22 protein-coding genes are annotated in these 21,599 nt (G+C 39.2%); all 22 read left to right on the plus strand.

The features are described 5' to 3' along the window. Positions 1-1,135: 1,135 nt before the first annotated feature. Complete coding sequence (locus tag AC3WVG_RS03745; RefSeq protein WP_488796840.1) at positions 1,136-2,356, plus strand: beta-ketoacyl-[acyl-carrier-protein] synthase family protein; 1,221 nt, start codon at positions 1,136-1,138, stop codon at positions 2,354-2,356. Continuing rightward, on the plus strand, positions 2,353-3,846 hold the full coding sequence (locus tag AC3WVG_RS03750; RefSeq protein ID WP_488796841.1) for a phytoene desaturase family protein: 1,494 nt from the start codon (positions 2,353-2,355) through the stop codon (positions 3,844-3,846). The genes AC3WVG_RS03745 and AC3WVG_RS03750 overlap by 4 nt, the downstream gene beginning before the upstream one ends. Next, complete coding sequence (locus AC3WVG_RS03755; RefSeq protein WP_488796842.1) at positions 3,837-5,072, plus strand: beta-ketoacyl-[acyl-carrier-protein] synthase family protein; 1,236 nt, start codon at positions 3,837-3,839, stop codon at positions 5,070-5,072. The genes AC3WVG_RS03750 and AC3WVG_RS03755 overlap by 10 nt, the downstream gene beginning before the upstream one ends. Further along, on the plus strand, positions 5,065-5,325 hold the full coding sequence (locus AC3WVG_RS03760; protein WP_488796843.1) for an acyl carrier protein: 261 nt from the start codon (positions 5,065-5,067) through the stop codon (positions 5,323-5,325). Before AC3WVG_RS03755 ends, AC3WVG_RS03760 begins: the two co-directional genes overlap by 8 nt. Before the next feature lie 390 nt (positions 5,326-5,715). Next, on the plus strand, positions 5,716-6,273 hold the full coding sequence (locus tag AC3WVG_RS03765) for a lysophospholipid acyltransferase family protein (RefSeq protein ID WP_488796868.1): 558 nt from the start codon (positions 5,716-5,718) through the stop codon (positions 6,271-6,273). Between the two features lie 22 nt (positions 6,274-6,295). Then, positions 6,296-6,742: a hypothetical protein gene (locus AC3WVG_RS03770; RefSeq protein WP_488796844.1), complete on the plus strand. Its 447-nt coding sequence runs from the start codon at positions 6,296-6,298 to the stop codon at positions 6,740-6,742. Between the two features lie 401 nt (positions 6,743-7,143). After that, on the plus strand, positions 7,144-8,478 hold the full coding sequence (locus tag AC3WVG_RS03775; protein WP_488796845.1) for a phenylacetate--CoA ligase family protein: 1,335 nt from the start codon (positions 7,144-7,146) through the stop codon (positions 8,476-8,478). 1 nt (position 8,479) lies between these two features. Then, positions 8,480-9,529, plus strand: a complete 1,050-nt coding sequence (locus tag AC3WVG_RS03780) for a radical SAM protein (protein WP_488796846.1) — start codon at positions 8,480-8,482, stop codon at positions 9,527-9,529. Position 9,530: 1 nt separating this feature from the next. Continuing rightward, entirely contained in the window at positions 9,531-9,968 is a 438-nt protein-coding gene (locus AC3WVG_RS03785; protein ID WP_488796847.1) for a hotdog family protein, read from the plus strand. A 46-nt stretch (positions 9,969-10,014) separates the two neighbouring features. Next, positions 10,015-10,677, plus strand: coding sequence for a LolA family protein (locus tag AC3WVG_RS03790; RefSeq protein WP_488796848.1), 663 nt, complete (start codon positions 10,015-10,017; stop codon positions 10,675-10,677). A gap of 139 nt (positions 10,678-10,816) precedes the next feature. Further along, complete coding sequence (locus AC3WVG_RS03795; protein ID WP_488796849.1) at positions 10,817-13,048, plus strand: MMPL family transporter; 2,232 nt, start codon at positions 10,817-10,819, stop codon at positions 13,046-13,048. Continuing rightward, complete coding sequence (locus AC3WVG_RS03800; RefSeq protein ID WP_488796850.1) at positions 13,045-13,716, plus strand: hypothetical protein; 672 nt, start codon at positions 13,045-13,047, stop codon at positions 13,714-13,716. The genes AC3WVG_RS03795 and AC3WVG_RS03800 overlap by 4 nt, the downstream gene beginning before the upstream one ends. A 5-nt stretch (positions 13,717-13,721) precedes the next feature. Continuing rightward, a complete protein-coding gene (locus AC3WVG_RS03805) occupies positions 13,722-14,099 on the plus strand; it encodes an ApeI family dehydratase (RefSeq protein WP_488796851.1) in 378 nt (125 codons plus the stop codon). Beyond that, positions 14,096-14,557 (plus strand): acyl-CoA thioesterase, encoded by a 462-nt coding sequence (locus AC3WVG_RS03810; protein ID WP_488796852.1) that lies wholly within the window; start codon positions 14,096-14,098, stop codon positions 14,555-14,557. The genes AC3WVG_RS03805 and AC3WVG_RS03810 overlap by 4 nt, the downstream gene beginning before the upstream one ends. After that, positions 14,554-15,687 carry a beta-ketoacyl-[acyl-carrier-protein] synthase family protein gene (locus tag AC3WVG_RS03815; RefSeq protein WP_488796853.1) on the plus strand — a complete coding sequence of 378 codons (1,134 nt, stop codon included), beginning with the start codon at positions 14,554-14,556 and terminating at the stop codon, positions 15,685-15,687. The genes AC3WVG_RS03810 and AC3WVG_RS03815 overlap by 4 nt, the downstream gene beginning before the upstream one ends. Beyond that, a complete protein-coding gene (locus AC3WVG_RS03820) occupies positions 15,684-16,412 on the plus strand; it encodes a beta-ketoacyl synthase N-terminal-like domain-containing protein (RefSeq protein WP_488796854.1) in 729 nt (242 codons plus the stop codon). The genes AC3WVG_RS03815 and AC3WVG_RS03820 overlap by 4 nt, the downstream gene beginning before the upstream one ends. A 7-nt stretch (positions 16,413-16,419) precedes the next feature. Then, the gene (locus AC3WVG_RS03825; protein ID WP_488796855.1) at positions 16,420-17,787 is read left to right on the plus strand and encodes a lipid biosynthesis B12-binding/radical SAM protein; all 1,368 of its coding nucleotides are present in this window, start codon (positions 16,420-16,422) and stop codon (positions 17,785-17,787) included. After that, positions 17,784-18,953, plus strand: coding sequence for a DUF2062 domain-containing protein (locus tag AC3WVG_RS03830; RefSeq protein ID WP_488796856.1), 1,170 nt, complete (start codon positions 17,784-17,786; stop codon positions 18,951-18,953). The genes AC3WVG_RS03825 and AC3WVG_RS03830 overlap by 4 nt, the downstream gene beginning before the upstream one ends. Beyond that, positions 18,925-19,842, plus strand: a complete 918-nt coding sequence (locus tag AC3WVG_RS03835) for a lysophospholipid acyltransferase family protein (RefSeq protein ID WP_488796857.1) — start codon at positions 18,925-18,927, stop codon at positions 19,840-19,842. The genes AC3WVG_RS03830 and AC3WVG_RS03835 overlap by 29 nt, the downstream gene beginning before the upstream one ends. A 23-nt stretch (positions 19,843-19,865) precedes the next feature. After that, positions 19,866-20,036 (plus strand): hypothetical protein, encoded by a 171-nt coding sequence (locus tag AC3WVG_RS03840; RefSeq protein WP_488796858.1) that lies wholly within the window; start codon positions 19,866-19,868, stop codon positions 20,034-20,036. A gap of 99 nt (positions 20,037-20,135) precedes the next feature. Then, a complete protein-coding gene (locus tag AC3WVG_RS03845; RefSeq protein WP_488796859.1) occupies positions 20,136-20,393 on the plus strand; it encodes a phosphopantetheine-binding protein in 258 nt (85 codons plus the stop codon). A 32-nt stretch (positions 20,394-20,425) separates the two neighbouring features. After that, positions 20,426-21,598 carry a beta-ketoacyl-[acyl-carrier-protein] synthase family protein gene (locus tag AC3WVG_RS03850; RefSeq protein WP_488796869.1) on the plus strand — a complete coding sequence of 391 codons (1,173 nt, stop codon included), beginning with the start codon at positions 20,426-20,428 and terminating at the stop codon, positions 21,596-21,598. Position 21,599: the final 1 nt, after the last annotated feature.

Consider the following 21,599-nt stretch of genomic DNA (forward strand, 5'->3'; position numbering starts at 1 on the left):
TGGTAGTCAGTAATGGAGTTTGGCCACAGACTCGTAAGTGTGGATTTTACCTCCTGTAAGTGTAATGCTTTCCATAGCCCAAGACATTGTTCCCTTTCGGGTTCTCATATGTTGTAAATATTCGCTCTATTTCTAAGTGTGCACAAGTATTAATAAATTTTCTTGAAATCGGGCGAAATTCATAATCGATAAAGACTTTCTTCCTCAGTCCACTTACTTCTTCTGGAAATTCACGCGCTATTGCTTCCTCCAATATGTCAAGCCAGCCTCAGCTTTTGCTTCTCATCGAGATCCCAGCCTACCACTTTTCAAATATAGCAGTCTAAAATATTACCCACACCTGGCTAAGGCCTTGAAAAAAATGTCGTATCTGTGCCCAATATTGCCTTGAACGTTTGGCCACGAGGCTATATTGCTCCCATGCGCAATTTTTCTGTTTATGCTTTCAGACCTCTGATCAATCACATCCAAGGAAGGTAGCAGTAGGTCCTGAGGCTCAATAGTGAGCTAAAGTGCCGAGGAACAAAGCTGTTCGTAGAAGCTGATTCTTTGTATTGCCCATCACGTTAGATTTTTTTATAAGAGCAGTATATTTTTTAAAGAAGTGAAAAGCTTAGAGTTAAGGATAAACTATTCCACAAGAACTGGTTGTAGTTTAAAGGTGGGGAGCATTGTATACTGCACAAACAATGTTAACTCCTTTTCATGGATTTACAACAAGGTAGCGTAGATCATGAGTCCTGCACTTGTATTAAAACTTGGCGGAATAAACTTAGACTATCAGGCCAGGGTAGCTATTGATGAAGCTTGCTTTGTAATCAGATGAACTAACGATCTGTCTTAAGGCCTTTCCATGATATAACTCTTGAGGATTGATAAATGTCTGGGCTTCTGAATCTAAAAGTACCAACGGCAATTTTTTTTTACAAACAAAGGCTACAATTTTGGCTTAAATCAGCTCGACTATCTGTTGCAATTTTTGACAACGAATCATAGAGACTTTAAGTAGCTAAAGCCCTCTGGTTTCCCCTTGAAATAGGCTTTAGAAGTGGAATTAAAATCTGGGATAGGAAAAGGATTGAGTTGTTATTAGTTTTTATAGATAACATGTAAATTGCGAGACTATTAAGAACTTATGTATAGGGTAGCTATAACAGGAATAGGAATAATTTCTTCCCTAGGGAACGACGTCGAGACGGTCTCGGAGGCTCTTCGTCAAGGAAAGTCAGGGATTGTTGTTGACGAACAAAGAGTAGAATTGGGTTTTAGAAGTCCGCTTTCAGGTAAAATTTTCGGGTTTGAACCCAAAAAATATTTGTCCAGGAAGCAGCGCAAAACAATGCCTCTTTTTGCACTTCACGCCTATGCTGCTGTAATGGAAGCCCTGGATATGTCGGGTCTTGAGCCTGAGGATATTCAAAATGATGAAACCGGGTTAATTTTTGGCTCAGATTCAAGTTGTCTGGCAGCAGTAGAGCAGGTGGATATTTTGCGTAAATTTAGAGAAACCAAAATGATAGGCAGTGGCCTTGTGTTCCAGGCCATGACTTCCACCATTACAATGAATTTAAATACTCTTCTTAAGACGCGAGGCGCCAGTTGGACAATTAGTTCGGCATGTTCAAGCGGTTCTCATGCTGTTGGTCAGGCTGCTGATTTAATTGCCACGGGTAGGCAGGAGCGCGTTATCTGTGGTGGAGCGCAGGAAATTAACTGGCAATCAGTTTGCAGTTTCGATGCTCTTGGGGCTTTTTCAATAAGGACAGATGCTCCTCATGCTGCTAGCAGACCATTTGATGCAAACAGGGATGGCCTGGTTCCTAGTGGTGGCGCTGCTGCATTGATTTTAGAAAGATATGACCTCGCCAAAAAACGTGGAGCTAAAATTCTTGGAGAAATAGCCGGTTATGCCTTTTCTTCCGATGGAGGGCATATCTCGGTCCCAAGTTCCAGCGGTCTTCACAGGGCAATCACAAAGGTTTTAAAACAGGCAAATCTCAATCCGTCTGAAATTGACTATATTTGCGCCCATGCAACTTCAACCCCTGCCGGAGACGCAGTCGAGGCAGAAACTATTGCATCGGTTTTTGGCCCTGTTACGCCACTAGTTTCATCTATAAAATCAATGACAGGACATGAGCTATGGATGTCCGGGGCTTCACAGGTTGTTTATTGCACAATAATGGCACAACATGAATTTATAGCTCCAAATATCAACTTTGAACAACCGGATGAAAGTTCAAAAAAGTTGAATATAGTAACAGAGACAATAGAGAGGCCACCTAAACTTGTTCTATGCAACTCAGCTGGCTTTGGTGGAACAAATTCATGTTTGCTCCTGAGGTTTAGCAAATGAAGTATGACTTTATTGTCTTGGGAGCCGGTGTTTCCGGAATGACCACGGCTACGATTTTAGGCAAACATGGCTATAGAGTTGCCTTGGTCGAAAAGTCAAAAAAAATTGCGCCGTTACTTAGAGGATTTTGGCGAAGCGGCGTGCATTTTGATACAGGATTTCATTATACAGGAGGCCTTGGATCAGGTGAAATCCTCGATACATATTTTCGCTATTTAGGAATAAGTAATCAAATAGAGAAAGTTCCCTTTGATCCGGAAGGCTTTGATATATTTCGTATTGTAAGCCTTGGTAGCGAATTCCGTTTCCCTTATGGATACAGAAGGATTCAAGACAAACTATGCGAGCAGTTTCCCGAGGAAAAAGATGCTATAAAAAGATATTTAGAAGCAGTTGAGGAAACCTTTGATTCCTCTCCTTTTTTAAACCTTGACCAAAGGTTTCATATGGACTCTGCGCTTCAAAAATTTCAAGGCCCAAGCCTTGCAACTTTTCTTAATCAGCTAACACAAAATGAACTTCTTCAATCAATTTTATCCATGCATTGTCTTCTTTATGGCGTGTCTCCTGAAGAAGTCTCTTTCACAAACCATGCTTTGATTGTTGGGTCTTATTATAAATCTGTTTGCGGCATTAAGGGCGGGGGATGGAGTATAGTACGGGCCTTTGAAGCAGAATTAAACAAGATAGGAATAGATATATATTGTGGTCACGGGGTTAAAAGAGTTTTATTTTCATCTGCTGGCTCTGTTCTTGGTGTAGAATTGGAGAACAAGGAGATTTTAGAATCAAATCATTGCATAACTACCCTTCACCCTCAGATATTATTACAAATAGTTCCAGATCATTTGTTTCGACCAGTATATAAAAAGAGGCTACGGACTTTTGAAGAAACTCCATCAGCTTTTATGCTTTTTGGATTATGTGAACCTCCAATAGAGATACTTAAAAAAAGAAATTTTTTTATTTGTCCAAATACTGATTGTGTATCATTTTTTGATAAATCAAATGATTTTCTGTCATTTCCAATTTATATTGCTTCAGGCCATAATGTACATAACAAGTGCACAAAACAAGCAGTAATTGTGATTACACCTGGTTATATGGAGCAAGTTGCTAAATGGAAAGAAACATTTATTGGAAACCGAACAAGTGATTATTGTTTGTTTAAAAATAAGATGATGCAGATAATACAAAATTATCTAGCCTCTGTATGTCCGGAACTTGGACAAAAAATAAATTATATTGATAGCGCAACTCCACTTACATTAAGGGATTATACAAACACTCCATTTGGTAGTTTGTATGGTATTAAGCACAAGATAGGACAATATAATCCGATGCCTGTTACAAAATTAAAAGGGCTTTTTCTTGCCGGCCAGGCAATTGTGGCTCCTGGTGTTCTTGGTGCGATGGTCTCGTCCTTTTTAGTTTGTGGTCTTATTCTTGGACATAATCATCTTCGAAGTGAGTTGAAAAAATGTCGTTAAAGAGAGTTGTTGTAACTGGCATAGGCGCCGTTTCTCCTTTTGGGCGAGGTGTCGAAATACTGGAAGATGCCTTATTGAAAAATAAAAGTGGCATAAGAGGAATCCCGGAATTGGCTCAAATTAAAGGGCTTAGATGTCACATTGCCGGATTGGTTCCAGGCATCAATCCTAAGGAGATACCTAGAAAATTTCGGCGTTCCATGTCGAAGATGTCAATTTATGCTACAATAGCTAGTCAGGAAGCTATAAAGGATGCCGGAGTTCCACAAGGCTATTATTCTCAAGAGCGAGTAGGCCTAGTTATAGGATCAACAGTTGGTAGTGTTTATACTATACAAAATTTTTTTGAAAATTACCTAAAAGAGTTTAGCCTTGAAAAAATTAAATCCACCCTATTTTTCCAAATAATGGGGCATTCCTGTGCTGCAAATGTCGCCCAGGCTCTGGGCATTACCGGCCGTGTTCTTGCTCCTTCTGCTGCCTGTTCTACAGGCTGCCAGGCTGTGGGATACGGTTTTGAAATGATTGCTATGGGAAAGCAAGACATGATGCTTTGCGGAGGCGCAGATGAATTCCATCCATTGACTGCTGCAACTTTTGACATCATGAATGCAGCTTCCACTCGTTATAATGGAGAGCCCTCTAAAAGCCCGCGTCCTTTTGATTTGAAACGTGATGGGGTAGTTTGTTCTGAAGGATGTGGAATTCTTCTTTTGGAGTCTTTAGAATCAGCTAAGAAAAGAAATGCAAAAATATATGCAGAAATTTTGGGGTTTGCTACATGTTCAGACAGTTCTAATATTGCTAACCCAAATTCTGCATCTATAGAAGTATGCATGCGTAATGCACTAGCTGATGCAGGCTTGCAACCGGAACAGATTGACTATATAAATGCGCATGCTACAGGTACGATACAGGGAGATCTGGCTGAGGCTGAAGCGATTTATAATACCTTTGGGGGGCAAGTGCCAGTAAGCAGCCTTAAAGGTCATTTAGGCCACACAATGGCCGCGAGTGGTTCTCTTGAACTTATTGGCACAATCGTCATGCTTAATCAACAGAAGTTGATTGGCACTTTGAATTTGGACAAAGTGGATCCAATATGTGCTAAAATTAAATGTATACGTGAGTTGGAAACTTGTTCCCTTAACAATGTGTTGAAAAACAGCTTTGCGTTGGGTGGAGTAAATTCGACAATTATTCTGAGGAGATATAAAGATGACTGATCAGGAGATTATAGATGTAATCAATAAATCTTTAGCGGAGGAATTTGAACTGGATTTGGAAAAAATGGTTCCTGAAGCTCACCTCTATGAGGATTTGGGGTTGGACAGCCTTGATGCGGTGGATATGGTAATAGTCTTGGAAACAGCGTTTAACTTTAAAATTCGTGAAAATGAGTCAATAAAATCTATACGTACTTTAGGAGAGCTTTATAAATTTGTTATTGATAAAAAGAGAGAAGTTGAGAGCGAATAGGCTTTATACTTTGTAGCTTGTAAGTTTTGCATCAAAATACGTAAAGGATATTGTCCCAAAAGAATAAAAGATGCCCCTGCAAAAATATGAATTTGCACACTGGAAATTGCTACATTTTCCCGACCCAAGAAACGAGCGATCTATGACGTTTGAAAAGAGTTTTTGCTGGGACATCATAAAAAGTAAGTCCTCAAGTTGTTAAACTATTATTTAAAAGCTTTCTTTTTAAATATAGCGTTTTATTCCGCAATCTGCTTGTGGACAATTGTTGCAATTATTATTGCATTTCCAAGTTACATAATTTGTAAAGTTTTTACCAATTGGAAAACCGATAGAGTCGTTCGTCACCTCATTTGGATATATGGACGTGTATGGTTGTTTATTGCTTCCTTGTTTATTAAAATAAAAGTAAAATTTTCTGATAAAGACTCTATAAGCTCGCCTTGTATTTTTGTTGCAAATCATTTGTCATTTTTTGATGTTTACTTTATGGCTGTGTTGCCGCTGAGTAATATCGTATTTACAGTCCGAGAGTGGCCTTTTCGGATATTTTTTTATGCTCCATTTATGCGATTAGCCGGCTATCTTAATGTGGAAAGTTTGGATAAAGATAATTTCATTGATCGAGCCTGTAATGTCCTCTCTGAACGGGGTACTTTATTTTTTTTTCCTGAAGGACATCGTAGTAGGGATGGAAAGTTAAGAAGATTTTATTCTGGCGCATTTAAAATAGCGATGAAGACTAATTGTCCTGTAGTGCCCATATGTATTGTGGGGACGGATAATCTTTTGCCTCCGGGGCATTTTTATTTAAAGCCAGCAACTATTAAAATTAGGGTGTTAAAGCCTGTATATCCTTCAGGATTCGCATCACATATAGATATGCGTAAATACATTAAGGCTCTTATGGCAAAAACTATAAAGGAGATGCGTAGGAATAATGTTTAAATTTATATAAAAGGAGGTTGTTATGAGAGTTTTAAAATTGTCTGCTTTGGGGGCTAAGAAATTTGCATCTACTTTATTTGTTTTATCATTATCTATGGTATTAACTTCATGTCTTGGACTAAGAACAGGTCCTGTCTATAACATTAACAACGCACCTATTGTTGCGCCAGCTGGTAAGAAATTAAGTTTGAAGGATATTGAAGCTGCTATCAAAGTTGCTGGAGCAAGGTTAGGCTGGGAAATGAAGACAATAAAACCTGGGTATATTGAGGCGACGTTACGTGTTCGTTCTCATGTTGCTATTGTTAACATTACTTTTAATAGAACAAGTTATAATATAAATTATAAGGATAGTATCAACCTAAAATATAAGGCCGGAAGAATTCATACCAATTATAATGGATGGATAGAAAACTTGGATAGAGAGATAAAAGCTCAACTTATAGCAATTGCTTATAATAAAAAATAAAGTTTTTATTGTCTATTTGCGCCTGTAGAAAAAATCAGGGCAAACCTAGTTTCTGCAGGCGCATTCGATAGCAGAGGATATTGGCAGATGGTGAAGTCTAAATAGATATATTTAATTTTGCGGATTTCTAAATTAAGTGAATTTTAATTGAGTTTTATATTAAACATATTGAAATAAAAGGACATTTTGAATCAGTGATTTTCATCCAATGGTGAGATGGACATGGGTAGTTTCGTTGCCCTCGCAATGGTAGGATGAGCGTTAAATCATTGCGAGGAGTGTTTGTCTTGATGGAATCTCAGATTTTAAACTGAAAAATAGTACAAGTTGGGAATTTTTTAGCGGGATATTGATAATTCTAAGTTGAATGCTAAAAGTATATACTAAACGAGAGCTGTTGCATGTTTAGTAATTTAAGCAATAAAGTTCGCCTCTCTATGCTCAATACTGAAAACGAAATTGAGTTTCAAAATCTTGAGACCCTCATAGATTTGCAAAATGAACTTCTGCAAAAACATCTAAAATACATTGCAACAAAATCTCCATTTTATAGCGAGCTATTTGCTAAACATAAAATTGATCCAGCACAGATTAAAACTGTTCAAAGTCTGTCACAGTTACCATTTACAACAAAGGAAGACTTAGGCCTTTTTTTTTCGAAATTTCTATGTGTGGATGAAAAAGATATTGTAGATGTTTGTTTAACTTCCGGCACAACAGCAGAACCCATCACTATCTGCCTGACTCAAAACGATTTGGCTAGGCTGGCTTACAATGAAGAGATTTCTTTGCGAACAGCAGGGATAACCAGAGATGACAGGGTGTTGGTTGCTGTTGCTATTGATAGATGTTTTATGGCTGGTTTAGCTTACTTTCTGGGTCTTAACCGAATAGGAGCAACTGTTATCAGGGGAGGTTCGAGCAGTTTGCCTGTGCTTTTGGAGCTAGTTAGAAAATTTCGTCCCACAGCAATAATAGGTGTTCCAAGCCTTCTTTTGACTTTAGCAAATCATTTAAAACAAGAGGGGGTAGATCCTGGCGGATTAGGTGTTCAAAAGCTTGTCTGCATTGGTGAGCCAATACGAAAAAAAGATTTTTCATTAGTACCACTTGGTCAGACCTTGAAAGAAATGTGGGGCGCTCAAATATTTGGTACCTATGCTAGTTCTGAAATGGCTACTGCCTTTTGTGAGTGCGAGCAAGGTAAGGGAGGTCATGTACATCCGGATTTAATTGTTGTTGAGATAGTTGATGAGAGAGGCAGAGTTTTATCGCCTGGTGAGCCTGGCGAAGTAGTTGCCACGCCACTTGGTATTACTGGAATGCCTTTACTTCGCTATAAAACTGGAGATATAGCTATATTATATACAGAGCCTTGTCCTTGTGGAAGAAATTTTTACAGATTGAGTCCAATTTTAGGAAGAAAGTCACAGGCTTTAAAATATCGTGGCACCACTGTTTACCCCCCTGCCATTTTTAGCGTGCTACAGGAGATTCCTTCTATTGCTGGTTACTATATTGAAGTATTTAGTAAATATGAGTTATCTGATCATATTCGTGTAGTTGTGGGGACAACTGATCAATCACTTACACCTGAATATGTTTCAGAAAAAATTGCTGCAAGTATAAGAGTTAAGCCTGAAGTTGTTCTGACAACCCCTGAAGAAATAACAAGAAAAACTAATCAGCCTGGAAAAAGAAAACCTGTTACATTTTTTGATTTTCGGCGGAGATGATATGTTGGGATTGAAACGCCCATGGGGAGCGAATTTTACAGATACAGAGATCGAAAATGCCAGAAAAAAAGGAAACCTTTTGTCTCTGGAACTGGAGTTGAGTCGTAAGTGTAACTTGCGTTGTATATATTGTTATGCTGATGCGGGTGAAAAAGAAGCCGATGAGCTAAGGTTTGATGAAGTTATCAACGTGATAGATCAGGCTATAGAGCTTGGTGCTCGTAGAATTATTATTATTGGCGGTGGAGAACCTTTATTATACCCGCGGATTATGGAAATTATACGGTATATTTATCAGCGCGATGTTGGCATTGATCTTTTTACAAATGGAACATTTATCTCCAGGGATATTGCTAAGGAACTTTTTTCAATGGGTGTTTCTCCTGTTATCAAGTTGAACAGTTTTCAGGAGGATGTCCAGGATCGTCTTGCGGGGAAAACCGGTGCTTATAAGGCAATTCAAAAGGGACTTAATAATTTATTAGAAGCGGGATACCCACATGATGATTTTCCTCTCGGCATAGAGTCAATAATTTGCAGGCAAAATATTCAAGAGTTGCCTGATATGTGGGTTTGGGCCAGAGAAAGAAATATAATTCCTTATTTTGAAATCATTACTCTTCAGGGACGAGCCAGAGACCATTTAGAGCTTAGTGTGTCATCCGATGAACTATACAAGTTGTTCTGCGAACTTGCCCAGATAGATCGCGAGCGTTTTGGCATAATTTGGGAGCCACATCCTCCTGTTGCTGGCTTGAAGTGTAACCGCCATGCATATTCCTGTACTGTAACTGTTTCAGGGGATGTTTTACCCTGTCCTGGCGTAGATATCTCTGTTGGCAATATCCGTACTAGTTCCTTGGCAGAAATTATCAGTTCCAGTGATGTTATTTTCAAACTGCGTAATATTAGAGAATATATCAAGGGGCCATGTAAATCATGTGAATTAAATGTCGAGTGTTATGGTTGCAGAGGGATGGCTTATCAGATGACTGGTGATTATCTCGCCTCTGACCCGACATGCTGGAAAAATCCTGATAGGATTTTATAGTATGGATACCCCTTTTCTTCCTGTCCCTGTCCAAAGTTTAGTTCCACATCGTAAACCTATGCTGCTGGTGGATCGCTTGCTGTCTTATGGTGATGGCTCTGGTGTAGTAGAGGCGGTTATAACAGACGACATCATTTTTGTGGATGAAAATGAACAACTTGATTCAGCGGCCTTGATTGAAATCATGGCCCAGGCCTATGCTACTATAGAAGGATATAGATGTTTGCTCGATAAGGTACCTGCTAGAACTGGATTTTTAGTAGGGATGCAAGATATTGATATAATAAAAAGGCCATTTGTGGGAGATTGCTTGAATATTAATGTGGACACTGTTGCAGTTGTGGAACACTTTGCTGTTGTTGAAGCAGAGGTGTTGTTGAAGAAAGAGATAATTGCTCGTGGACGCCTGAAATTGTGGATTAATGTTGATAAGGAGTGACAAACAGGTTGATAGCTGAGATATTAGAAATAAGGATAAAAATTACATGAAGTTAACGACATGTTTTAGCGGACGCTATTACACCTCTCCTCATTTTTTTCTGATCGTTTTTATAATTCTTTTTTTTACACTTTATTTCAGAGCAACTCTATCATTTTCACAGGATACTTCTTTACTGAGGGAAATAGAGGAAGCAGCAAGCAGTATCAATAGTCTAGCCTGTGAATTCAGACAGGAAAAACATCTGGCTATGTTTGACGAAGTTCTTATATCCAGAGGCAGATTTTATTTTCAAAAGCCTGATCGTTTGCGCTGGGAATATTTAGAACCGGTTCGCATGGGGTTTGTGTTAGCTGGACGCAAGGGAAAACGATGGAATGAAATCGATGGGAAGGAGATAAGCTTTGATCCACAAAAAGAACGAGGCATGAAAGTTCTGCAAAAGCAATTGCTTGCTTGGGCAACGTTTGACTTGAAATGGCTTCAAAAAAAGTACTCTATAAAAATTTTAGACAGAAATCCAGTTGTTTTATTTTTAAGACCTAAAAATACAAAGCAACAAATTTTGGACTATTTGAGCATTATATTTGCTGAAGACAGAAAAACCATAGATACTATTGAACTACATGAAAAAGATAAAGATTTTACCCGTATTAAGTTTATAAATCCAGAAGTTAATGTTATTCTCCCCGAAGATATTTTTAAATAACATGCCTTTTTTTCGTTTACTTTCCTTTTTCCTAACATTCTTTGCATCCCGCCGAAAGACGTTAATTGTAATTACTTTGCTAGGTGTCATTCTAACCATTCTTGTATTTAGCAGACTGACAATAGAGGAAGGTATTGAAATGATGCTGCCCGACAATGAGTCGGCACTCGTAAAAGATTTTGAGCTTTTACAAAAGACCCCTTTTTTTCATAAGATTTTTATTAACCTAAGTGCCGATGAAGGGGTAGCCCCTGGGGCTTTGATTGAGACTGCTGATCAATTGGCAAGGGCCATGCGTCCGCCTTTTTTTAAGAGAGTTATAACCGGACCGCAACAGAATGATGGCCTGAATTTTTTATTCTGGTTGCTGCAAAACTTGCCCAACCTGGCTACCAAAGAAGACTTGGCCGAGATAGAAAGAAGAGTAGATGATGAATATATTGAGTCTGCAATTCGGAATAATTATTTCATAATGCTGTCGCCAAAGGGATTGGGCTTAAAGCAAGTTATTCAAATTGATCCATTGAACTTCCGTGATATTTTGTGGCGTAAATTTTTGTCCATTAAGATTGTGCCTGAAGTTCGAATTCAGAACAACCATTTTTTTAGTGCTGATGGAAGAAATTTGCTTCTTGTTGCTGAGACGGACACCAAAATCACTGATTTGCCTGGTTCTGAAAAATTAGTTGCTCATTTTCAAAAGCTAGTCAGGAATATCGTTCCTTCTTCTATTAAAGTAGCAATGGTCAGCGGTCATCGCTATACCGTGGCAAACGCAAAAGTTATCAAAAGAGATATAGCTGTTGCTTTGTCATTTTCATTTGTCGCGCTTATCGTAATTTTTTTGATTTTTTTGCGTTGCTGGCAGGGAGTTTTAGTATTGCTTGTCCCTGCCATAGTTTTGTGCTTTGCCGGCGCTACTCTGTCTTTATTTTATGACAAAGTTTCTGGACTTACTATTGGCTTTGGAGCTGTCCTTGCAGGCATTTCTATCGATTATGCCCTGCATGTTTTTTTTGCCTTTCGCTACGAAAGCGCCTCTTCGGAGAAAATTTTGTCCATGATAGCACGGCCCATTTTTTATGGTGCTTTAACATCTATTGTTGCATTTGCAACGCTTCTTGCTTCCAATTTACCTGTTCTGCGTCAGTTGTCACTGTTTTCTATCATAGGTTTGGCCTTTTCCCTGCTCCTTTCCCTTATTGTGCTACCTCACTTTATTGTAAAAGAACAAAAGATAGTTTTTCCAATCTTGAAAAGGGGAAATGCAAAAACTATTTCTAATGGCCGGTTGATTTTTCTTGGTTGGATACTCTTTTTTGCGCTTTGTATTTGGCAGGCCTCTCATCTCCATTTTAATGGGGACCTCCATTTATTAAATTATGTTTCGGATGAGATTCATCGGGATGAGGCGCAAATAAAAAAGATATGGGGAGATATGCGTGATAGAGCTGTTATCTTTGCCAGCGCTCCTGACATGCAGAGCGCCCTTGAGCTGAACGACAGGATTTTTGTCAGATTGAAAAAAGCGGATAGTGCTATACCAATGGTTAGCCTAGCGCCTTTTTTGCCTTCTATCAGGACTCAGACCATTAACCAAACTCGATGGCATAATTTCTGGACACCGCAGAAACAGGCTGTTTTGCGCGAAAAAATAGCCAAGGTATCTGAGAAATTTGGATTTTCAAAAAAAGCTTTTTCCAGGTTTTATGACCTACTAGAAAAAGCTCATCCTCCAATCACTCCGAATGATTTCAGTAAGCTTTCTTTAAGAGATTTGTACGACATGCTGGTAGTGAACCAGGCAACAGAGCCACTGATAATGACCCTGGCCCCGGATACTGAATTGGTAAAAAAAAGTGTGGCCGCAGTGCAAAGCCAGGGACTTCGGCTAGTTTCTCCATCCAGTTTTAAGAGAAAATTAAGCGGGGCCATGCAGAAAGATTTTATCAGGTTTCTTTTACTCGCATTTATCATGGTTATATCTTTACTCCTTTGTCTTTTCAGGGATCTAAGAAAAGTTTTCCTTGCCCTGATCCCTGTCCTAACAGGATTAGCAGCAGTTTGTGGAGGAATGGGGGTTTTGGGCCTTGATTTTAATTTGATGAATATAATCTCTGTTCCTTTAATTATTGGACTGGGCGCAGATTACGGTATCTTTATGGTGTGCAAATTGTCTGATAAAACTTGTCTCACTGTAAGTCGTGCTGTTCTTGTTTCCGGCCTTACTACTATAGCTGGTTTTGGTGCCCTGGCATTTGCAAAGCATCCAGCTTTATATTCCATTGGTGTAACTGTGCTTTTTGGGATTGGAGCGGCTATACCTTCTGCATTGCTTGTTATTCCGGCCTTTTATCGGAGGCAGTTGTGAAGAAAAGTATTATATCTTTTATTTTTGTCTTTATTGTGACTGGATGCGTGTTTAAGGTTGATGACAATGGATTTGTTAGGCAGAGGGATAATACCAACGGACAAGCTGATTTGTATGTCAAACGATACTGGCTTAATTTTCAAACTGCATTGCAGTTGCATCATGTTGTGCTACTGCAATTTAAGGAACACCATCTTTTGATGGATGGTATCCTGCAGATAGATACAGAGAAAAAAATTGGTAAAGTTGTTGCCTTGAATAATTGGGGTATTAAATTATTTGATTTAGTTGTTTCCGAAGATTCTGTTCATAAGAATTTTGTTTTACCTTCAATAACGAAAATTCCATCATTTACAGAACATGTAGCAGATTGTATAAGAAAAATTTTTATTGATTATCATCCGAAATCTGGTTTTGCAAATCTTCTATCAGAAGATAGATTAAAAATAAGTAGCAAGCTTGACAATGGTTATCTGGAATGTGTTTTTAATGTGAAGAGTAGAAATCTCATGCGAAAAAGTTATTTTGTTAGTAAAGTTATATGGGAGGTTTTTTATGCTCAATATCAAAATATTGGCGGCATAGCAGTGCCTACCAAAATTATTTTTAAAGATTATGTAAATAATTATAATCTAACATTAAAGCTTACAGGTATGAAAATATTATGAGCAGGATGAAGAAAGAGATTCTTGCTGCATCGTTAACCGATGTTTGCCAGAAAGAGCCTGGTAAATTTTGCAAAACCTATTTATTTCCTCTTGAATTTGTTGGGTTTTCGGGGCATTTCCCCGGCAATCCTGTATTGCCGGCAGTTGTTCAAATAATGATGGCCCAAACAACGATTGAAGAATATGAACAGCAGTCTCTGGAATTGCGTACTGTTTCCAAGGCCAAGTTCCAAGTTCCCCTGCTCCCCAACCAGGAGATAGAGATTTGTTGTAAAAAAAATCCTTCGATGGGGCTGCAGTATGATATTTCTCTTAATTTGGCAGGAGACCAGGCTTCGAGATTTAGGTTATTTTTAGAAGAAAAAGAGCAGGGCGTTATATGAGAAGGCCGTATTTTCCTGCTAACACAGATGCTCCAAAACCATTGCGCACTTCTGTTAAACGCAGGGTTCGTTTTGAAGAAGTAGACCCATTAGGCATTGTTTGGCATGGTCGCTATCCTAGCTATTTTGAAGATGCGAGGGTTGCTCTTGGAGAGAAGTATGGTATAGGATATCTTGACTTTTATCGTCATGGCATAGTTACGCCTATAAAGAAAATACATATAGACTATATAGCGCCACTAATGTACCCAGACGATTTTATCGTCGAAGCAATAATGCACTGGTCAGAGGCTGCAAGGATAAACATCGAATTTGTTATCAGGAATAGTAGCAATAGGATAACAACCACAGGTTATACAGTGCAGTTGTTTATGGACGCGCAAAATAATCTCCTCTTTTCTCCGCCTCCTTTTTATATAGAATTTTGTGAGCGGTGGAGGGCTGGGGAGCTGAAATGAGACAGGTATGCATAACACAGGCGAAAATTGTTACTGCTCTAGGCAGTGAATTGGATGAGATCTGGCATAATCTACTGGCAGGGAAGTCAGGTATTAAGCATATCCGCCGTTTTAGCACAAAAAATTATGTTTCGGATTTTGCAGCATTGATTGAAGATTTAGAAGCAACTGCTCCATCTTCTTTAATTTATTCTCTCCTGGATAGGCTTCTTGATTCGTTTGGTCCGGTTCCTTCTGATACAATTCTAATCACAGCCACGGCAAAAGCAGGGATAGATAGTTTGGAGCGGATATGCAGAAAACAGCCTGCTGACCCGAAAAGTCTTTTGCCGGGAGAAATTCTTGCTGCCATATCAAGACGGTTTAATTTGATTGTACCCGGTATAAATATTAACGCTGCTTGTGCATCATCTACTATTGCCATTGCAAGAGGCGCGGCCCTGATTGCTACTGGACATTTAGATTCTGTTCTAATTTGTTGTTTTGATCTGGTTACCGAGTTTGTTCATGCTGGTTTTTCAGCCCTTAAGGCCTTATCTTCCATTCCCTGCCAACCCTTTGATCGGAATCGAAGTGGCTTAACTCTTGGTGAAGGAGGAGCCGCATTGTTGCTTATGAGTGAAGACCGTTGTCAGAGAGAAAACAGGCCTTGTTTAGGGAAAATTTTGGGGTGGGGGGTTGCTAATGATGCTTACCACATGACGGCTCCAATACCTGATGGTCTTGGGCTCGTGCAGGCAATAAGGCTGGCCCTGCAAAAGAGTGGCCTAGATCCAGATGAGGTCTGTGCCATCAACGCGCATGGTACTGGTACAGTTTACAATGATCAAATGGAACTAACCGCATTTCGTCGGGTTTTTGGCCATAGAAATATACCTGTTCACTCAGTAAAAGGAGCTCTGGGTCATACATTAGGGGCGGCTGGAGGGATTGAGATTGTTCTGGGGCTCAAGGTTCTGTCTGAAGGACTTGCCTTACCGACTATTGGCTGCAAATGTCCGGAAAAAGGCGCGGAAAAAATGGTATCTAGTCACCCTGTGAAGCTAGAGGGTGATTATCTACTTAGTACGAACTCAGGCTTTGGAGGAATTAATGCGGCCATTATTTTGGAACGAAGGGCTAACTTATGATGGAGGCTTTATTAACGGGTATTGGGAGAATTACTACTGGTGATTTGGGCCAGGGAGAAAAAAGTAAGCATCTTGTCATGTCATATGGCAAACTACACCTGAATCAGTCCAAGAAAATTTTGCCTCAATCAAATCGTTTTGGCCGAATGGACGATTATTCTAAGTTGGGTACATTAGCCATTGCCCTGGCACTTCAGGATGCAGGGATTGATGAGTGGAGTGAGAAACGGCCGATTGGTGTTATCGCCACAACAGTTACTGGTTCTCTTAGTGCCGATATGGACTTTTTTAATACAGTTATCCCTCAAGATGGTCTTTTAGCAAGTCCAAAACTTTTTGTTTATACACTACCCAGTAGTTTTTTGGGGGAGGCAACCATCCGGTTTGGCCTGACCGGTGGGAGCTTTGTTGTCAATGAAGAGCACCCTTCTTGCCTTTCTAGTATACGTATGGCTATCGAAAATATCTCTTGGGGTGAAAATGAAATAATGCTGGCCGGTTTTTGTGAGCTTACTCCCTCATTTTTTGGTTCGGAAGAGAAGGGGTACAAGCCAGGTGCTGTTTTTTTTGTGATTGAAAAGAACTTGAGAAAGTGCCGTAATCTTTACGGTAGGATATTATGTGATAACAGTGGGGTCATTTATTTTCAGGACCAACCAGTGAAGAGTTTGGAAAATTTAGTTGAACTTTGTTTAAAGAGTTCGTCCGCCAATAGGCTATCTTGATTAATTGATGAGCAAAATTTTTCTAATCTCATCCAATAGTTGTACTGAACCATATCCAGTCTTCCCTCTAGGTATGGCGGTTATCGCTGCCAGCTTAAAGAGACATGGACATAATGTTCAACAATTTGACTATCTTGTAGCTGAGCGGTCAATTGAACGTTTACGAAAGAAGGTTCAGAACTTTTCTCCAGATTTTGTGGCCATTTCTTTACGCAACATTGATAATGTAGATTCTTTAACTTCTGATCAGAACTGGTTTCTTGCAGAAGCTCGGACTATTGTTAAAACTATTCGAGAGATAAGCTCGGCACCAATAATCGTTGGGGGACCAGGATTTTCACTTTTACCAGAAGAGATTCTCACCTATCTTGGTGCAGATTATGGAATAGTTGGTGAAGGGGAGAGGGTTATCTGCAACTTGATTAGTAAGTTAGAAAAGAGATTGCCCACTCCTAAGATTATTAAAGGAAGACATGATTGTTTGGCAGAGTCAGAAATTGGCGGACCTTGGTTGGAGAGTGAGTTAGTTGACTATTATATAAGCCGAAGTGGACTGGCCAATTTACAGACTAAACGAGGTTGTCCACACAGTTGCGCATATTGCTCTTATCCGACTTTAGAAGGGACAAAAATTCGTGCTCGTGATCCCAAAGAGGTGGTTTTTGATATTGAGCGTATGGTAAAGAAATACCAAATCGAACATATTTTTTTTACTGACTCAGTATTTAATGACATGGAGGGACACTACCTTCAGCTAGCCGAAGAGATTGTGCGCAGTAATTTGTCTATACGCTGGTGTGCTTTTTTTCGCCCATATGGGATGGGGGAAAAACACCTTGCCTTGCTTAAACGTTCTGGACTTTATGCTATGGAAATAGGTACAGATGCCGCTGCCGATGTTACCTTGCGAGGTCTTAATAAAAAATTTGGTTTCAATGATGTTATTGCCTTTAACGATATGTGTGTCAGGGCCGAAATCCCTTGTGCTCATTTTGTTATTTTCGGTGGCCCAGAGGAAACAAATGAGACAATAGATGAAGGTTTGAGCAATATTGAAAAATTATCATGCTGTGTTGTCTTTGCCTTTTCTGGTATTCGTATCCTACCGAATACACGGTTATACAGAAGAGCTGTTCAGGAGGGGATAATTAAACAGGATACATCGTTGCTAAAGCCTATTTTTTATTTTTCGCCTAACATAAATCCTCAAATAATGAATGAAAAAATAGAAAAAGCTTTTCGTGGACGCAGAGACAGGATATTCCCTCCATCAAAAGGGCAACAAATGATGGAAGTCTTGCATCGGTTTGGCTATCGGGGTATACTTTGGGACACATTGATTTCATATAAGAAGAATAAAGGTCGACCTTTATGAAAATTTTAATAGTTATACCTGTCTACAATCATGCAAGCACCTTACGTAGTGTTGTTCTTCGAACATTAGCTGTGCATAGTGAAGTCCTGGTAGTGGATGATGGAAGTACCGATGGTGGCTGTGAAGCTCTGGTAGATCTAGATGTCAGGATAATCCGTCATAAAAAAAATGAGGGGAAGGGAGCCGCTATTTTAACTGGGGTAGCTGAAGCTAAACGACTGGGTATGACGCACATCATAACTTTAGATGCAGATGGTCAACATGATCCCAGAGACATTATTAATTTTATACCTGTAATACGCAAAAATCCAATGAGTATAGTTATTGGTAGGCGTAATTTTAATACACTAAATGTGCCCAAGATATCTAAATTTGGAAGAAGTTTTTCTAACTTTTGGTTACGCGTTCAGACTGGTCAAAAAGTAAGCGATGTTCAGAGTGGTTTTCGGGCTTATCCTGTATCGGTGCTAGAAAAGCTAAGCCTTAATGAAAAAAGGTATTCCTTTGAAGTAGAGGTGCTGGTTAAGGCTGCGTGGGCAGGGATAGAGCTTAAAGAAGTAGATATTTCTGTCTATTATCCGCCTAAAGAGGAGAGAGTATCTCATTTCCGCTCATTTAAGGACAATCTAGAAATTAGTCTCCTTAATACACGGTTGACCATAAGAGCAATCCTCCCCTGGCCTCATAGAAAACTTATTTGCAACTCTTGTGGCGAACTAACATTCATTAGTCCTTTACATCAGTTGAAAGCATTGTTGGCAAACAATGCCACCCCTATGAACCTGGCGCTTTCTACAGCCCTAGGTATTTTTTTAGGTACTTTACCCTTGGTTGGGTGCCATTCTATATTGATAGTTCTTAGCGCTGGTTTTTTGCAGCTTAATAAGTTGGCAGCTCTTGGGGCGAGTCAATTGTGTATGCCTCCTATAGTTCCCGCATTATGTATTGAGGCGGGGTATTTTTTACGGCATGGAAAATTTCTGACCGAAATTTCACTAAGAACACTCGGATATGAGTGTGTTGAACGTATTTTCGAATGGTTTCTTGGCTCTTTATTATTGGCTCCTATTCTGTCTCTTTTAGTGGCAACTATTACATACTTTATAACTTTATTCTTGAAGAGAAGAATTGATTTCCATGAGCAAATCATTGAGTATACAAAATAAATATCGTAAGTGGTCTAGTAGGAGCATAGCAACATCTTTTCAGCACAACATTTTTTACATGTTGATTCGTATTGCTGGTCGAAGAGCAGCTTACTGCCTTTTGTATTTTGTAGCTTTTTATTATACCTTGAAGCCTTCTATCAGGGAGAAGGCTAGATATTATCTTGAAAAAAGGTTTCCTAACAGGGAAGGTTTTAAGAGATTTTGGGACAGTTATCGTTTAAATTTAGAGTTTGGAAAAACTTTGGTAGATCGTGCAGTCCTTGGTATTTTAGGCGAGATATCTATTGAGGCTAGCCCCCAGGATAAAAAAACCGTTTTAAATTTGATTAATGAAGGGCAAGGCTTGATAATATTGACAGCTCATGTTGGCTGTTGGCAGCTAGCAATGTCCGCATTAGATTTTATTAATGTCCCCATCAGCGTGGTGTATCATCGCGAAAATGGAGATGTTGATTTACAATACTTTGAGCATTCAAATAAATCATGCCCTTTTAAATTTATCGATCCTTCTTCTCCTCTTGGGGGGACTTTAGAAATGTTGGAAGTATTGAAAAAAGGTCATGTTCTATGTGTTATGGGAGATAGAGTGTTAGGAAGTGATAAAAATACTGTGGAGGTTGAATTTTTGGGCACCAAGGCCAGATTCCCGTTTAGTGCTTTTAAGCTTGCTTCTGTCCTCGGTAGTCCTATTGTAGTATTATTTGCTTGTAAAATAGGTCCGTCATCCGGCAAGATTAGATTGGTTAAAGTAATTCGGGTAGCAAAGAATATTGGTAAAAAAAGAGAAGAATATTTGCCGTATGTAAAACAGTTTGTAAATTCTCTTGAAGAAATAACTACGGAGTACCCATATCAATTCTTTAATTTTTATGATATGTGGGAATAATGTCTAATGTTTAGAGGTAAATAATGCGGATAATTAATCTAGTACTACTGTTAATATTAGTTTCTAATTTTTGTGGTTGTTATTGGGCAGGTAAAGTAACTGGTAAAGCTGTAAAAAAAGTTCAAACTGTTCCAGAAAAAATTAAAAAAATTCCTGAGGAATTTAAGAAAGGTTATGAGGATGGAATAAAATAGAATTGTTGGTATATTTTTCCCACGGGGATGCGATAGAGCTTAGCTAAGCAGATTGTTGTGTAAAAGAGTTTCGAATCATGTTTTTTGAGGAGAAAATATATGGAAGTTAAACAAAAGCTAAAAGAGATTCTTGTTGAAGAACTTAATTTGGAAGATGTCACTCCTATGGATATTGAGGATGATATGCCTTTGTTTGGTGAAGGATTAGGGCTGGATTCACTTGATGCCGTAGAGATAGTCGTCTTGGTTCAGAAACACTTTGGGGTTGAGATTAAAAATATGGAAGAAGGTCGTAAGGCGCTTCAATCAATTAATACCTTAGCTGCTTTTATTAATGAAAGAATTTCCAACAAATGAAAAGGACTGTTTTGCCTGCAAGAGTTACTGGAATGGGCTGTATCTGTGCTGCCGGGCAAAATTTATCCCGATGTTTAAGCACACTTTTTGAAGGTAAGGCCCCTAATCCATCCCCCCCTAGACGTTTCTCTAAAAGATTGTCCCGTAGATTCCCTGTTTTTGAAGTGCCAGCAAGTTTTTTCAAACAACAATTTTTTTCAAAGAATGATAATATTTCGATAACAGCTCGCTTCGCTTTGGCCGCAGTCAAAGAAGCATTGAATGATGCCGGCTATTCTATAAAAGCCCTTTCTTCCAAAAGAGTCGGCGTATGTGTAGGCACAACAACTGGCGCAGCTTTAAATTTTCTGTCTTTCTACCATGAATACAAAAAAGGCAATCATCCACCTTTGACTTCCATAAAGCGTTATTTGGTAAGTAACCCTGCATTAGTGATAAAGGATGTTTTTGAGCTAGATGGTCCTTGTCAGACCGTGGTGAATGCCTGTTCTTCTGCCACAGATGCTATTGGGATTGGGCTTTCCTGGCTACAGGCGGGATTGTGTGATATCGTTATTGCTGGAGGAGCCGATGAGTTAACACCGATTGCCTACAATGGATTTATTTCTTTAATGATTACAGATGATCAGCCTTCTAAGCCTTTCGATAGAAATCGTAAAGGCTTGAATTTGGGTGAAGGTGCAGCCATGATGGTCCTTGAACCTTATGAGGTTGGACAAAGTAGGATTACTAAAACAAGAGGTTATGTTTTAGGGTATGGTTCATCCTGTGACGCTTATCATCATACTGCTCCTCATCCATACGGAGTGGGGCTTAAACAGGCAATTGTTGAAGCTTTGGCCTACAGTGGGAAAAAACCAAAAGATATTTCTTTCATCAATACTCATGGCACAGGAACATTAGATAATGACAAAGTAGAGTGTTATGTTATAAGAGATATGTTTCCGGGCACGCCTTTTATTTCGACTAAAGGCTATACTGGACATGCACTAGGGGCAGCTGGGGCAATTGAAGCGGTATTGACTATAGCGTGTATGGAATTGGGTAAAATTCCTAGAAGTGCTGGTTTCAAAAATTCGGACCCGGAACTAAAAATATCTCCCGTAGAGGAACCTACAAACTTAACCGGCAAGATCGCACTTTCCCAATCACTTGCTTTTGGCGGTAATAACTCAGTGCTGGTAGTTAGTAGAGAAGGTTTGTAGC

It is taken from the genome of Desulfovulcanus sp. (genome assembly GCF_982781345.1).